Origin of the sequence: Actinomadura sp. J1-007, from assembly GCF_009793335.1 — a bacterium.
GTDB lineage: Bacteria > Actinomycetota > Actinomycetes > Streptosporangiales > Streptosporangiaceae > Spirillospora > Spirillospora yumaensis.
The window spans coordinates 7,209,191-7,223,837 of the sequence record NZ_WING01000001.1; the positions used below are offsets into that span (position 1 = coordinate 7,209,191).

The 14,647-nt window shown below is 70.5% G+C and carries 12 protein-coding genes; 9 read left to right on the forward strand and 3 right to left on the reverse strand.

What is annotated here, in order from left to right; all coding sequences use genetic code 11:
• The first annotated feature begins 32 nt into the window (after window positions 1-32).
• From GEV43_RS32790 to GEV43_RS32820, 7 genes are all read left to right on the forward strand, one after another.
• Window positions 33-2,189 carry a glycoside hydrolase family 3 protein gene (locus GEV43_RS32790; protein WP_160823977.1) on the forward strand — a complete coding sequence of 719 codons (2,157 nt, stop codon included), beginning with the start codon at window positions 33-35 and terminating at the stop codon, window positions 2,187-2,189.
• A gap of 169 nt (window positions 2,190-2,358) precedes the next feature.
• Window positions 2,359-3,300, forward strand: coding sequence for an ABC transporter permease (locus tag GEV43_RS32795; protein WP_160823978.1), 942 nt, complete (start codon window positions 2,359-2,361; stop codon window positions 3,298-3,300).
• Window positions 3,297-5,852, forward strand: coding sequence for a dipeptide ABC transporter ATP-binding protein (locus GEV43_RS32800; protein ID WP_160823979.1), 2,556 nt, complete (start codon window positions 3,297-3,299; stop codon window positions 5,850-5,852). The genes GEV43_RS32795 and GEV43_RS32800 overlap by 4 nt, the downstream gene beginning before the upstream one ends.
• Window positions 5,853-5,884: 32 nt before the next feature.
• On the forward strand, window positions 5,885-7,447 hold the full coding sequence (locus GEV43_RS55340) for an alpha-L-arabinofuranosidase C-terminal domain-containing protein (RefSeq protein WP_160823980.1): 1,563 nt from the start codon (window positions 5,885-5,887) through the stop codon (window positions 7,445-7,447).
• Entirely contained in the window at window positions 7,444-8,301 is an 858-nt protein-coding gene (locus GEV43_RS32810) for an MBL fold metallo-hydrolase (RefSeq protein WP_160823981.1), read from the forward strand. Before GEV43_RS55340 ends, GEV43_RS32810 begins: the two co-directional genes overlap by 4 nt.
• Window positions 8,298-8,768 carry a bifunctional 4-hydroxy-2-oxoglutarate aldolase/2-dehydro-3-deoxy-phosphogluconate aldolase gene (locus GEV43_RS32815; RefSeq protein ID WP_309239964.1) on the forward strand — a complete coding sequence of 157 codons (471 nt, stop codon included), beginning with the start codon at window positions 8,298-8,300 and terminating at the stop codon, window positions 8,766-8,768. The genes GEV43_RS32810 and GEV43_RS32815 overlap by 4 nt, the downstream gene beginning before the upstream one ends.
• Complete coding sequence (locus GEV43_RS32820; protein ID WP_160823983.1) at window positions 8,765-9,706, forward strand: sugar kinase; 942 nt, start codon at window positions 8,765-8,767, stop codon at window positions 9,704-9,706. Before GEV43_RS32815 ends, GEV43_RS32820 begins: the two co-directional genes overlap by 4 nt.
• On the opposite strand, the gene GEV43_RS32825 is transcribed toward GEV43_RS32820, so the two are convergent.
• The gene (locus GEV43_RS32825; RefSeq protein WP_160823984.1) at window positions 9,696-10,475 is read right to left on the reverse strand and encodes a FadR/GntR family transcriptional regulator; all 780 of its coding nucleotides are present in this window, start codon (window positions 10,473-10,475) and stop codon (window positions 9,696-9,698) included. The two genes, GEV43_RS32820 and GEV43_RS32825, sit on opposite strands and share 11 nt — an antisense overlap.
• Window positions 10,476-10,829: 354 nt before the next feature.
• Between GEV43_RS32825 and GEV43_RS32830 the strand changes: the two genes are divergently transcribed.
• Complete coding sequence (locus GEV43_RS32830; RefSeq protein ID WP_160823985.1) at window positions 10,830-12,323, forward strand: ABC transporter substrate-binding protein; 1,494 nt, start codon at window positions 10,830-10,832, stop codon at window positions 12,321-12,323.
• 191 nt (window positions 12,324-12,514) lie between these two features.
• On the opposite strand, the gene GEV43_RS32835 is transcribed toward GEV43_RS32830, so the two are convergent.
• Together GEV43_RS32835 and GEV43_RS32840 are read right to left on the reverse strand one after the other, a co-directional pair.
• Complete coding sequence (locus GEV43_RS32835) at window positions 12,515-13,372, reverse strand: alpha/beta hydrolase (RefSeq protein ID WP_160823986.1); 858 nt, start codon at window positions 13,370-13,372, stop codon at window positions 12,515-12,517.
• A complete protein-coding gene (locus GEV43_RS32840) occupies window positions 13,369-13,926 on the reverse strand; it encodes a quercetin 2,3-dioxygenase (protein WP_160823987.1) in 558 nt (185 codons plus the stop codon). The genes GEV43_RS32835 and GEV43_RS32840 overlap by 4 nt, the downstream gene beginning before the upstream one ends.
• A 149-nt stretch (window positions 13,927-14,075) precedes the next feature.
• Between GEV43_RS32840 and GEV43_RS32845 the strand changes: the two genes are divergently transcribed.
• Entirely contained in the window at window positions 14,076-14,531 is a 456-nt protein-coding gene (locus GEV43_RS32845; protein WP_160823988.1) for a MarR family winged helix-turn-helix transcriptional regulator, read from the forward strand.
• Window positions 14,532-14,647 lie beyond the last annotated feature (116 nt).

A 14,647-nucleotide genomic window follows, 5' to 3' on the forward strand; every position in this document is an offset into this window, starting at 1 on the left:
CCGGCACCCGACATCGAGAGTGAGGCGCCACCGTGCCTTTCGACCAGCATGACCAACGGGCCGCCGTCCTGGTCGCGCAGATGACCATCGACGAGAAGATCCAGCTCGTCACCGGCTACATGGGCATTCCCATCGGCGCGGACGGCCCCGAGACCGACGACCCGATGTTCAGGCTCACTCCCGAGACCACGCCGCCGCCCGGCGCGGTCGGCAGCGATGGGTTCGTTCCCGGCATCGCGCGTCTGGGCATCCCCGATCTCCAGCTCGCCGGCGCCGGTGTGGGCATCACGTCTCTGGTCGAACGCCCGGGCGGTGAGAACGTGGTCTTCCCGTCCTCCGTCGCCCAGACCGCGACCTGGAGCGAGCCGCTCGTCCGGGAGTTCGGCCGGCGGCTCGGAGCCGAGGCGCGAGCCCAGGGCATCAACGTCGTGCTCGCCGGTGCCACGAACCTGTCGATCGAGCCGCGGTCGGGGCGCAACTTCGAGTTTCGCGGCGAGGACCCCATCCTGGCCGGCGCCATGGTGCGCGAGGAGTTGCTCGGCACCCAGGACAGCGGGGTCGTGGCCTCCGTCAAGCACTTCGCGGCGAACTTCCAGGAGACCGGCCGGTTCGTCGTCAACTCGGTCGTCGACGAGCGGTCCCTGCGCGAAGGCGAACTGCTGGCCTTCGAGGTGGCGCTCACCGACGGCGATGTGGGCGCCGTCATGACCTCGTACAACCGGGTCAACGGGGTTTACAGCTCCGAGAACCACTACCTGCTGAGCGAGGTGCTGAAGCAGGAGTGGGGCTTCCGCGGGTGGGTGATGTCCGACTGGGGCGCCGTGCACAGCACGGTCCCCTCCGCACTGGCCGGTCTCGACCAGGAGTTCCCACTCGCGCACTGGTTCGGCCGGGCACTCAAGGATGCCGTCGAGCGCGGCGAGGTTCCCCTTGAGCGCCTGGACGACATGAACCGGCGCATCCTCCGGTCCCTGATCGCCGTCGGGGTACTCGACCGGGACGCCTCGGACAAGCCCGCATCCGCGAGGCAGGACAACCTCGACACGGCTCAGCGGATCGCTGAGGAGGGCATCGTCCTGCTCAAGAACGGTGGCGTGCTGCCGCTCTCCGGCGCCGTCTCCAGCGTCGTGGTCATCGGTGCGCATGCGGATGTCGCGGTTCCGTCGGGCGGCGGATCCGCCGCCGTCCGGCCGATCGGTGGCAACCCGGTGAAGGCCGCGCCCGGGGCGATGCCGCAGTACTGGGTGCCGTCCTCGCCGCTGGAGGCGCTCCGCCGGGAGCTGCCCGGCGCCGAGATCACCTGGTTCGACGGCTCGGACGCCGAGGCCGCGGCGAGCGCGTCGCAGCACGCCGACGTCGCCGTCGTGTTCGCCGCGCAACTGACGACCGAACACCTCGACGTACCCGACCTGGGTCTCGCCGACGGGCAGGAGGAGCTCATCGCGGCCGTCGCGGCCGCGGCGCCGCGTGTCGTGGTGGTCCTGGAGACCGGCGGCGCCGTGACCATGCCGTGGCTCGACGACGTCGAGGCGGTCGTCGCCGCGTGGTACCCCGGACATCGTGGGGGCGATGCCATCGCCCGCATCCTCACGGGCCGCGTCAACCCCTCGGGAAAGACTCCGCTGACGTTCCCGCGCAGTGAGGACGATCTGCCCCACCGGACGGTCTTCCCGCCGCCCCCGCAGCCGGACCGGCGCGGGCCGGTCGAGCTGTCCCTGGTCAACCTGCTCAAGGAACAGCAGGGCGAGTACTTCGACGCGGTCTACGACGAGGGACTGCTACTGGGCTACAAGTGGTACGACGCCGGCGACCGGCCGGTGGCCTTCCCCTTCGGCCACGGACTCTCGTACACCGATTACGAGTACGGCGCCGTCGACGCGCAGTGGACACCCGAAGGCGCCCGCGTCACCGTCAGCGTGCGCAACGCCGGAGCCGTGGACGGCAAGGAGACCGTGCAGGTGTACGCGACGCTGCCCGAGACCGCGGCGGCGCCCCGGCGTCTCGTCGGCTGGGCGAAGGTCGAACTCCGGTCGGGAGAGACCAGGACGGTGACCATCGATGTGGCGGCGAAGTACCTGTCGGTGTGGTCGGTGACGGACAAGGTCTGGTCGTTGCCCACTGGGACCTTCACGGTCGAGGCGGCGGCGTCGTCGCGGGACTCCCGTGCGACGGTGCGGCTGCGTCGCTGATCCCTCACGTGCCGGCGGGCGTCTTTCCACGTCCAAGCAGCTTATCAACTTCTATTACTAGCTGATATCATCCGGCCGTAGTGCCAGATGGGATGTTCCTGGAGGTCTCCGTGAAGGTTGCCCACGACGCGGCCCTGCCCGGCTCGGTCCCGCGACCCGGCGCTGCCGCATGATCGCCTACACGGCGAAGCGGGTCGGCTCGGCCGTCCTGTTGGTCTTCGTCGTCTCGCTGCTGTCGTTCCTGCTGTCCCGGCTCGTGCCGGGCGACCCGGCGCGCACGATTCTGGGGGTCTCCGCGACCGCCCAGCAGGTGGCGGACAAGCGCGCCGAACTCGGGCTCGACGAGAACGTGCTCGTCGCGTACGCGCGTTGGCTGGGCCACGCGGCGACCGGCAGCCTCGGCTCGTCCTGGTTCACCGGCCAGGACGTGGCGTCCTCGATCGCGAGCCGGCTGCCGGTCACACTGTCCATCGCGCTGGTGGCCACGGTGGTCGCGGGTGTCATCGGCACAGCTCTCGGCCTGCTGGCCGCCGTTCGGCGCGGCTTCGCCGACCGGCTCCTGCAACCGCTCTCGATCGGCGGTTTCGCGATCCCCAACTTCATCGTCGCGATCGTGCTCCTGGGGGTCTTCGCCGTCCGTCTGAGGGCGCTGCCGGCCACCGGCTACACCGATCTCACGGTGGATCCGACCCGGTGGGCTCGGTCGATCACCCTGCCCGTCGCGGCGCTCGCCGTGGGCGCGATCGCCGCGGTGGCCCAGCAGATGCGCAACGCCGCGGTCTTCGTCCTTCAGCAGGACTACGTCCGGTCGCTGCGCGGGCGCGGTCTGCGCGGCAGCACCGTCTACCTCAAGCACGTGCTGCGCAATTCCGCTCCGGTGGCGTTGACCGTGCTGTCGTTGCAGTTCATCAGCCTGCTCAGCGGCGCCGTCATCATCGAGAACATGTTCGCGCTGCCGGGCATGGCCGCCTTGACGGTCAGCGCGTCGACGCAGCGCGACGAGCCGGTGATCCAGGGCGCGGTCGTGACCGTCGTCGTGGTCGTCGTCCTCGTGAACCTGCTCATCGACCTCGCCTCGGCGTGGCTCAACCCGAAGGTGCGCGCATCATGAGCGAGGTCGTCGATCCCACCGCGGCAGCGCCGCGACCGCGTTCGGGCGCATGGCGGCGGCTGCTGCGAAGCCCGGGGATGCTCGTCCCGGCCGCGGTGCTCACGCTCATGATCATCGCCTGTTTCGCCGCGCCGCTGCTCGGCCTCAGGTCGCCGAACGCGACCGACCCCCTGCACTCGCTGGCCGGACCGACCGCTGAGCACCTGCTCGGCACGGACTCCTCCGGGCGTGACGTACTGAGCCGGCTGCTGCACGGCGGCCAGGCGACCCTGCTGGCCGGGTTGATCGCCACCGCGGTCGCCCTGGTTCTGGGCCTGCCGCTCGGCCTCGTCGCCGGCTATTACGGCGGATGGATCGACCGGGCGCTGAACTGGGTTTCCAGCCTTGTGCAGGCGTTGCCGGCGATCGTCGCGCTGCTCGCGGTGGCCGCCGCCATCGGCTCCAGCCCGTACGCCATCATGGCCGTGTTCGGCGTGCTGCTGCTGCCCGCGGTGTTCCGGCCGGTCCGCGCCGCGGTGATCGACGTCCGGCGCGAGCTGTACATCGACGCGGCCAAGGTCGCCGGGATCAGCGACACCTCGATCATCGGCCGCCACATCCTCGCCGTCGTGTTCCCGGTGGCCCTCATCCAGACCGGGTTCATCTTCGGTGTCGCTCTCATCGTGCAGGCCGGCCTGGAGTTCATCGGTGTCGGCGATGCGACGGCGGCGAGCTGGGGCTCCATGCTCCAGGACGGCTTCAGCACCATCTACGGCAACTCCTTCCTCGTCGTCCCGCCCGCGGTCGCCGTCGCACTGACGGTGCTGTGCCCGATGCTCATGGCCTCGGTCGGCCGTGACCTGGCGAGCGAGAGCTCCACACCCTCGCGCCGCGCCCGCCGGCGCGTGCCGGCGCCGGGATCCGATGCCCCGCGAGGACTGCTCGACGTCCGCGACCTGGGCATCACGTACCGTGCCGACGGCAAGGACGCCAAGGTCGTGGAGCACATCGACTTCTTCGTCCGCGAAGGCGAGATCCTCGGGCTGGTCGGCGAGTCGGGCTCGGGCAAGACCCAGTCGGTGCTCGGCGTTCTCGGGCTGCTGTCCACCGGGGGCGCCGTCACGAACGGGACCGTGCTCTTCGACGGCCGGGACCTCACCGCGCTGTCGCCCAAGGAGCTGAACCGCCTGCGGGGCAGGGCGATCGGCTACATCCCGCAGGAGCCGATGTCCAACCTCGATCCGAGTTTCACCATCGGTTCGCAGCTCATCGAGCCGATGCGGCAGCACCTGCGGCTGTCCCGCGCAGAGGCCAAACGCCAGGCGCTCGAACTGCTGACCCGGGTCGGCATCACCGACCCCGAACGGACGTTCCGCAGCCACCCGCACGAGATCTCGGGCGGCATGGCCCAGCGCGTGCTCATCGCCGCCGCCGTCTCGTGCGAGCCGCGCCTCATCGTCGCCGACGAGCCGACGACGGCCCTGGACGTGACGGTGCAGGCCGAGGTGCTCGATCTGCTGCGCTCGCTGGTCGCCGAACGAGGGCTGGCCACCGTGCTGGTCACCCACGACCTGGGCGTGGTGGCCGACATCTGCGACCGCGTGGCCGTCCTGCGCGACGGCCACGTGGTGGAGGACGCCGACGTCCAGCACCTGTTCACCCAGCCGCGGGACCCGTACACGATCGCTCTGCTCGACGCGATGCCCTCGCGCCTCCCGCCGCGCGAGGTCGGCCGGCAGCAGATCGGCGAGGTCGTGCTGGAGGTCGAGCGCCTCCAGGTGAGCTACCCGGGCCCGCGCGGCGCGGCGTTCGTCGCACTGGACGACGTCAGCCTGGACGTCCGCCAGGGCGAGACGCTGGGGCTGGTGGGCGAGTCAGGCTCCGGCAAGTCGACGCTCGGGCGGGCGATCCTGGGCCTGGCCCGGGTGACGTCCGGCGACATCCGCTGGGACGGCCGCAGTATCGCGAACCTCTCGGGGACCGCGCGGCGCGAGCTCAGCGCCGACATCCAGGTCGTGTTCCAGGATCCGTTCAGCTCGCTGAACCCGGCCATGTCCGTCGAGGACATTCTCGTCGAGCCGCTGCTCAGCGACCCCGCACTGACGCGCGCGCAGGCATTGCAGCGGGTTCGCCGACTGCTCGATGAGGTGCATCTGCCCAAGGACGCCGGCCGGCGCCGGGCACGGGAGTTCTCCGGTGGCCAGCGTCAGCGGATCGCGATCGCGCGGGCGCTCTGCCGGGCGCCCCGGCTGATCATTTGCGACGAGCCGGTGAGCGCGCTGGACCTCTCGACCCAGGCGCGCGTGCTGGAACTGTTCAACGAGCTGCAGGACCGGACCGGGGTCGCCTACCTGTTCATCTCGCACGACCTCGACGTCGTGCGGCACATCGCGGACCGGACGGCGGTGATCCGGCACGGCCGCCTGGTCGAGCTCGGCGCGAGCGAGAAGATCGCCACCGACCCCGCCGATCCGTACACGCGGGCGCTGGCGGAGGCCGCACCGCTGCCGGACCCCGTACTCCAGGCGGAGCGCCGCAAAAGGCGCCTGGAATCGCCAACGGCGTCACTGTGACGCGCACCTTCGACCAGCCTGAGGAGACACCCGTGACGACTGGAACCGTGAGCGTGACCGAGCGCACGCTCGGCACGATCTCACCCTTCATGTTCGGCGGCATGATCGAGCATTTCGGCCGCACCGTGTACCCCGGGGTGTGGGACGTCCAGCGGGACGAGGCCCGCGCCGACACCCGAGACGCCGTGACCCGGATGGGCGTACGCCTGCTGCGGTATCCCGGCGGCTGTTTCTCCAGCGACTACCACTGGCGCGACGGTGTCGGGCCGCGCCATGAGCGGCCGACGGTCACGGAGACCTTTTGGACCGGCCTGCCGCAACGGATGCAGCGCTTCGGGGCGGACTCCCGACTGGCGTCGGGCGCGGAGGCCCTCGGCCGGCTGGTCGGCCCGGCCGAGACCAACGCGTTCGGCACCGACGAGTTCCTGCGGTACTGCCTCGACGTCGACGCCGAACCGTTCCTCGTGGTCAACATCGGTACCGGGACGCCCGAGGAGGCCGCCGACTGGGTGCGGTACTGCAATGTCGACCGCGAGTCGCCCCGCACGGTCACCTGGTGGTCCATCGGCAATGAGACCTGGGGTTCCCACGAGTACGGGCACGACACGCCTGCCGCCTACGGCGAGCGCGTCGCCGAGTTCGCCCGGGCCATGCGCCTCGTCGACCCGGCCATCAAACTCGTGGCGGTCGGACTCCCCGTCTCGGGCGAGACAGAGATCATGGGATCCGATGAGGAGGGGCTGGGCCTGACGACGTACAGGGCCCGAGACTGGAACAGCGGTGTCCTCAAGGCCTGCGGCGACGTCATCGACCTGCTGTCCGTGCACTGGTACTTCCCGGGCATGATCGGGCGGCCCCTCGACGACGAGAACGACCTGCTGCGGCTCAACACCTCGCCCGACCAGCTCGCGGACATCCTGCGCGACACGGCCGCCTTCAACGACGAGATGGTTCCCGGGCGCGCCATCGGCCTGTCGCTGGACGAGTGGAACCGCATGGTCCAGTTCGACGACCACCTGGGCACGAACCACCCGCTGGGCAACGCGGCGTTCTTCGCGGGCTGCTACAACGCGCTGCTGGCCAACGCCGAACGGACGCCGATCGCCGTCATCAGCCATCTCGTCAACTGCCTCGCGCCCATCCAGACCGACGACGACCGAGTGTTCGGCACGGTCGCCTTCCTGGTCGCGCAGCTGTACGAGGCGCACGCACGCGGCACGTCGCTCGCCGTCGATGTCGAGTCGGCCGTGATCGACGTCCCGCCGCTGGACCGGCTCGCCCCGCACGCCATGACCCACGGCGACCTGAGCAGCCCGCGCCGGGCCCCGGCGCTCAGCGCGTCAGCGACACGTCACGGCGACGCGATGAGCGTGTTCCTGGTCAACCGCGGCGTCGCGGAGGCGGCCGAGGTGTCCGTGCTCGGCCTCGCCGACGGCGAGGCGATCGTGCGCTGGGTCGACGGACCGGATCTGTGGGCGGTGAACACCCTCGACGCTCCGGAGACCCTCACCGTGCGGGAGCGACGGGTGACGGTCGCCCGGGGCCGGGCCGTGGTGACGGTGCCGCCGTGCGGCGTCGCGGTGGTGACCCGATGACCATGATCGAGCCGATCGTCCACGGTGCGCGGCTCGTCGGCGACATCCTCGCCTCGGCGCCGGAACCCGGTTCCGCGTCGCTGTGGCGACTCGGCCAATCGGGCCTGGTCGTCCGCCTCCCCGGCGCGACGCTGGCGATCGACCCGTACCTGAGCAACCACGGCGAGGCGGTACTCGGGCCGCCCTTCGACCATCGCCGGCTGACCCGCGCGCCGCTCGACCCGGCCGAGATCGACTTCCTCGACGCGGTCCTGGTCAGCCACGACCATCTCGACCACCTCGACGTGCCGACGATCCGGACGCTGGCCCGGACCAACCCCGGCGCACGCATCGTCGGCCCGGCCGCCTGCGGGAAGGCCTTCGAAGACCTCGGCTGGCGCGCCGAGCAGGTGGTCGTGCTCGGCGACGGGTCCCGCACCGAGTTCGACGATTGGTACGTCGAAGGCTACGCGGTCCCGCACGAGGAGTTCGATGAGGCGGACGGCTCGGCCCGGTATCTCGGATTCGTGGTCGGCGACGCGCGCGTCCGGCTCGCCCACCTCGGCGACAGCCTGGCCCACGCCCGCGTCGCACGGACGCTCGCCGACAAGGCGGTCGATCTGATCGCCCTGCCGATCAACGGGCGCGACGAGGAGCGCCGACTCATGGGGTTCGCCGGCAACATGACGGCGCGCGAGGCGGTGCGGCTGGCGGTCGAGGCCGGGCGCCCGCTGGCCCTGCCGATGCACTACGACATGTTCGCGCAGAACGTCGAGCCGGACGCGCTTGCGACATTCGAGGCCGCGGCCGCGGCCGCCGCCCTGCCGTACCGGGTCGCCGCCGCCGGCGAGCGGGTGGACTGGGGGTCCCGGTGATCGTTTTCGAGCGGATCGTCCAGGAACGGATGCTCCCCGCCGTCACCCCGACCCATGCTGAGGACGCGCCGCCAGCGGCCGGTGCGCTCCGGGCGGGCGGCATCGGCGCTATCGAGATCACGCTCCGCACCCGCGCGGGCATCCCCGCCATCGAACGGGTCACAGCGGACACCGACATCCTCGTTGGCGCTGGGACCGTGCGGACGGTGCGGGACATCGAGCCGGTCGCCCGCGCAGGCGCCGCGTTCACCGTCGCTCCCGGCCTCGACGACGACGTGCTGCGGGCGGCCGCCAATCGGGGCAGCCCGACCCTCCCGGGCATCGCGGCGGCGACGGGGGCGCAGCGCGCGATGCGAGCGGGCGGTTGGAGGCTGCCATGGTCGGCCGTCGAGGCACGTGATCACGCGGCCATCGAAACGCCGGCCCGCGAGGCGTCTCAACGCCTGCGGGCGGAAGCCGCGACATGACCGTGGTCGCCGTGGGGGAGTCCCTCGGCCTGCTTCGGGCCGAGGAGAGCGGCTCGCTCGCGACCGTCGACCGGCTTCGCCTGACCTTCGGCGGCGCCGAGTCGAACGTCGCCATCGGGGTGTCCCGGCTCGGCGGATCCGCGCGCTGGATCGGACGGGTCGGCCGGGACGTCATCGGTGACCGCATCGTGCGGGAGCTCCGCGCCGAAGGCGTCGAGGTCCACGCGGGGATCGACGCCGACCGCCCGACCGCCCTCATGCTGAAGGAATCACCGGTGCCGGCAATGTCACGCGTGCTGTACTACCGCGGGGACAGCGCCGGCAGCCGACTCGGTCCCGCGGACATCCCCGCCGGCCTCGTCCAGGCGAACGACGTCCTGCACGTCTCGGGCATTACGGCGAGCCTTTCCGCGTCGGCGGAGAAGGCCGTGCACCACGCGATCGACATCGCACGTGCGAACGACGCGCTGGTCTCCTTCGATGTCAACCACCGCGCGACGCTCCGCCGTCACCGCGCGGCCGCGGACATCTACCGCGAGGTCGCGCAGCGCGCCGACATCATCTTCGCCGGACTGGACGAGGCGTCGCTCCTCACCGGCGCCGCGGCGACCGCCGAGGCCACCGCCCGGGAGCTCGGGCGAATCGGGGCCGGCCAGATCGTCGTGAAGCTCGGCGCGGACGGCTGCCTGGCGCTCGAAGGAGGCGAACTCCACGCCCGCAGTGCCGTTCCCGTCGATCCCGTCGACACAGTGGGCGCCGGTGACGCGTTCGTCGCCGGCTACCTGGCCGAACTCCAACTCGGCGGTTCCATGGACGCTCGGCTGGCGACCGCGGTGACCGCGGGCGCCTTCGCCTGCCTCAGCACCGGCGACTGGGAAGGGCTGCCGCGCCGAGGGGACCTGGACCTGCTCGGCGCGGTGGACCCGGTCATGCGGTGACGTCGCTCGTCGCCTGATCCGGTGCGTCCGGCGGGAAGCCGGCGGTGCCCGCCACCTCGTGGTCGCCGTCGCAGATCGACTCCTCGAGGCCGAGCCGGGCCTGTTCGAGGTGGACGGCCATCGCGGTGGCCGCGGCGTTCTCGTCCGCGGCCTCGATGGCGGTCAGGATCACCCGGTGCGCATCGATGATCGCCTCGACCCGGCCGCCGGCGTTGACCCATCCATTCCACACCCGGCGGCGAAGCCGCCGCAGCAGGGGCTCCAGCGACTCGAGCGTGAGCTCGCAGAGGTCGTTGCCGGCCGCTTGCGAGACGGCCGCGTGGAAGGCGACGTCCGCCTCGTGCAGGTGCTCGGCGTCGCGGACCGACCTCAGCGCGTCCAGCGCCTCGTGCAGGGAGGCGAGGTGTTCGGGCGTGTGGTTGCGCGCGGCGAGCCGGGCGTTGCCGACCTCCACGATCTCGCGGAACTGCTGTAGCTGCTCGTCGTCGACGGAGGTGCCGAGGATGCGGAGTGCGAACAGCCTCGACATGTGGGTCGAGTCCGGCGTCGAGACCGTGCTCTCCCGGCCCTGGTGGCGCTTGAGCAACCCGATGGCCGACAGGCCCGCGACCGCTTCACGGACCACCGGCACGCTCACGTTGAGCATCTCCGCCAGTTCCCCGGTGCCCGGCATCTGATCGCCATCGCGCAGGTTGCGCTCCTGGATCAGCTGGATGATCGCCTCAGTCGCCTGGTCGGTGAGCGATGTGCGCTTGATGGATGCCGGCATCTCTCAGCTCCACTCCCTGGCGACGGTACCGGGCCCGCGGTCCGGGCCCCCGGCACGATCGCGCCTCCTTCTTACAAACTTCTCTTACATTAACAGAGAGACCGAGCAAGGAAGTAAGCGTGCCGCTCCGCACGCGACGGCTCCCGGACGGGCGTCCCGCGGTGCGACGCCGGGTCTGAAGGACGCGAGCAAGGCCGAAGGCACGATCACCGCACGATCCAGTGGCCGGCGGGCCCACACCGCTCTTTCCTTGACACATATCTACTTCTCTTATTAGATGATGAGAACTCGGTGCGGTGGAGCCCGGGACGGAGAGAGGCCTCCCATCAGATGAAACGCACATGTGCTGCCGGCTTGTCGGCCCTGCTGTTGGCTGTGACCCTCGCTGGCTGCTCCAGCGGCGCCCAGGACTCGTCGGAGGCCAGGCAGACCCTGACTCTCGGCGCGATCGTCGACGTCGCGTCGTTCGATCCGTCGCAGTCGGACGTCGGCCACTTCATGCAGTACCTGCAGCCGGCGTACGACACGCTGATCAAGATCGACTCGCACAACGAGCTCCAGCCGATGCTGGCGACGAAGTGGACCTACACCGACGCCGCCAGGACGAAGCTGAAGCTCACCCTCCGCGGTGACGTCAAGTTCTCCGACGGCACTGCCATGGACGCGGAGGCCGTCGCCAAGAGCCTGAAGAGGTTCAAGGCGGCGAACGGGCCGCGATCCTCCGCGCTGCAGAACGTCACATCCGTCACGGCACCGGACAAGACCACGGTCGACCTCACCCTCGCGTCGCCGGACCCGGCGCTGGTGCACAATCTCGGCCTCGTGGCCGGCATGATCACGAACCCGGCGGCAGCCGCGACCGGCCTGAAGAGCACGCCGGCCGGCACCGGACCGTATGTGCTCGACACGAAGAAGACGAGCCGCGGCAACGCCTACGCGTTCGTCCGGAACCAGCACTACTACAACGCGGCGGCGTTCCCGTTCAATGAGATCGATATCCGGGTGATGACCGACGCGACCGCACGGTTGAACGCCGTCAAGACCGGAGAGGCCGATGGCGCGGTCGCGCTCGCGTCGCAGGCGAGGACGGCCAAGGGGTCGGGCCTGAACGTGCTGTCCAGCCCCGGAGACTGGCAGGGCCTTTTCCTGAATGACCGGAACGGCAAGACCGTCAAGGCGATGTCGGACGTCCGGGTCCGGCAGGCGATCAGCCATGCGATCGACGGCGACGCCATTCTCAAGTCGTACGCGTTCGGGCAGGGGACGTCCTCGACGCAGATCTTCTACCCTGGCACCGCCGCCTACGACAACTCCCTGAACTCCAGATACCCGTACGATCCGGCGAAGGCCAAGCAACTGCTGGCCGAAGCCGGGTACGCCGGGGGATTCACGCTGACCATGCCGTCCATGACCGCGCTCTTCGCCAGCGTCTACCCGATCATTCAGGAGGAGCTCGGGGCGGTCGGCATCAAGGTGGTCTACAAGAGCCAGCCGGCATCGGCCGGCCTGACGCCTTACCTGTCCGAAGAATTCCCCGCCTACCTGTTCAGCTGGGGCTCCTCGGACAACTGGCTCGACGCCAACCTCCTGCTCGCCCGGAACGGCGCCTGGAACCCGTTCCACGCGAGCGACACCACCATCGAGTCCCTCATGAAGCGGATCGCCGCGGCGAGCGGCCCCGCGCAGGATGCGCTGTACAAGCAGCTGTCCGGGTACGTCGTCGGCCAAGCCTGGTTCGTGCCGTTCTACGTAGCCGACAACATCTATATGGCGAGCACATCGGTCAAGGTCGTCGCGCAGCCGGAACAGGTTGTGCCGTCGATCTACAACTACTCACCGGCTTCCTGAAGGAAGGGTGCGTTCGATGAACGCTGCGGTGACCGGCACCGATCAGGAACCGCTCGATCGCGTGGTCGAGTTCGACCGGCGGTGTGGGGTGCACGGTATGGGCGCCTTCCGCCGTGCGGCCGGGGAGCACCTCACCTGCGCGTGGCCACCGGCGCACCCGGCACGGTCCACGGAGGACCGCTGGCGGCTACCTAGCTCGTCGTGTTGCCGCCTTCTCCCACAGCGTGAAGCGCAAAGCGCAGCGAGGACGTGAAGATGGCCTCGAACTCGTTGTCGGAGATGCCGTGCCAGCCGTGGTCAGCGGAGGGGACGAGGTGCAGATCGACCGGCGCGCCCGCTTCACGCAGCCGGGCCGCGAGCGCCTGCGAGTGCGTACGAGGAACGAGGCTGTCGTTCTCACCGTGGACCAGGAGGAAGGGCGGCGCATCGCGGTGGGCGTGCGCGACGGGGGACGCTTCGCGCGCCTTCCCGGGATCGGCCGTGGGATCGGCACCGAGCAGAAGCGACTCCGGCGGTCCGGGCGACAGGGCCAGGTCGGCGGGCCCGTACCAGATGACGGCGGCGGCGAGGCAGGGCTCGGCCGAGGTGAGGGCCAGGAGCGAGGCCAGGTGGCCGCCCGCCGACTCGCCCCACGCGACGACGCGCCGGACGTCGATGCCGAGCTCGCCGGAGCGCAGCACCAGCCAGTGCAGCGCGGTCCGCACGTCGTCGAGTTGGGCGGGGAAGACCGCCTCGCCGCTCAGCCGGTAGTCGACGCAGGCCACCGCGAGACCGGCGGCGGCGATCCGCGCGAACGGGCCCGGCGACCACTGGCGGGTGCGCGGGCCCATGTCGTCGCGGCGGCCGCGCCGCCAGGCACCGCCGTGCAGGAAGAGCACGAGCGGGGCGTGGCCGCCCTCGGGGAGCCACAGGTCCAGTTCCAGCGGGCGGGCGCCCTCGATCTCGGCGTACGGCACCCCGCGCATGACGCGCACGCCCGGCGGGACGGGAGCCGGGAGGGGCGCGACGTCGGGGTGCGGGGCGACGATGAGGTCCTGGAGGGCGCTCATCGCGTCCGCCACTGGTGATCGAGCAGGAACGCCACGTCGAAGCGCTGCGGCACGGTGCCGAACTTCTCCGGGGCCGGGACGTGCGGCCGCTGCGGAAGGCCGAGCTCCTCGGTGGGCGTGCCGAGGTTCTCGAAGAACCGCTCGAACGTTCCGCCCGGCCCTGCGGCTACGCCCACGATCTGGCTGTGGTGCCGCTCGATGCGGTAGGAGTGCGGACAGTTCTTGGGGACGAAGCCAAAGTCCCCGGTCGTCAGCAGCTTTTCGTACTGGCGGCCCTCGATGTCCTCGACGAACAGCCGCACCGCCCCCGCGGTGATGAAGAAGACCTCGTAGGTGTCCGGATGTGAATGCGCCGGGATGAGGTCGCCCTTCGGACCCTCACAGGTGAAGAAGTTGAAGGTGTTCTCGGTCTGCTCGCCCCCCGCGTAGACGGTGAACAGGTCGCCGAACAGATGGGCGCGGTCCCCCATGCCCTTCTCGATGAAGTACGGCGTGCCCGGAGCCGGGGGGATCTGCGAGCGGGACCGGTAGGGGGTGGCGAACTCCATGGTCATGGCTTCTCCAGGAGGGGCGGAACCAGAAACGTCAGGATACCTGACGTTCAGGGCTCCAGGACGCCGTCCGCGCGGAAATAGGATGGCCTGGCCGTACGTCTCCGACCGGGCCGCGGCGGACATGCTCGACACACGCTCACCGAGGAGCCATGACCGAGACCGCATCGAACCTGCCCCGGCTGCTCGGCGAGGCCAAGCGCTGGTTCGACGACGCGCTCTTCACCGGCATGGAGGCCGCGGGCGAACGTCCGGTGACCGTCGCCCAAGCCGCCGTCTTCTCCGTTCTGCCCGCCGAGGGCTGCACGATCTCCGAGATCGCCCGCCGGATCGGCGTCAGGCGGCAGACCGTCCACCAGGCCGTGCACGGCTTGATCGGCATGGGACTGCTGGAGCAGATTCCCGACCCGGCCTCCGCGCGCAACCGCCTGGTCCGTACGACGGCGGAGGGCGCCCGTGTCCACCGCAGGGCGCAGGCCACGCTCACCGTCATCGAGGACGTCCTCGCTCAACGGATCGGCGCCGCCTCCACCGGGGAACTGCGACGCCTCCTCTCACTGCCTTGGGGTGAGCCACCACGCGTGCAGGTGCCCCCCGGCGACACATGAGCCGCAAACCGTTCTTGCCTCTCCAGACGCCATAAGCGTGGCCGCTGTCCGAGCCGGGCGATGTTCGCGCGGGAACTGTGGACGACGACTGGGATGGCCGCCAGCGCGTCACGGCG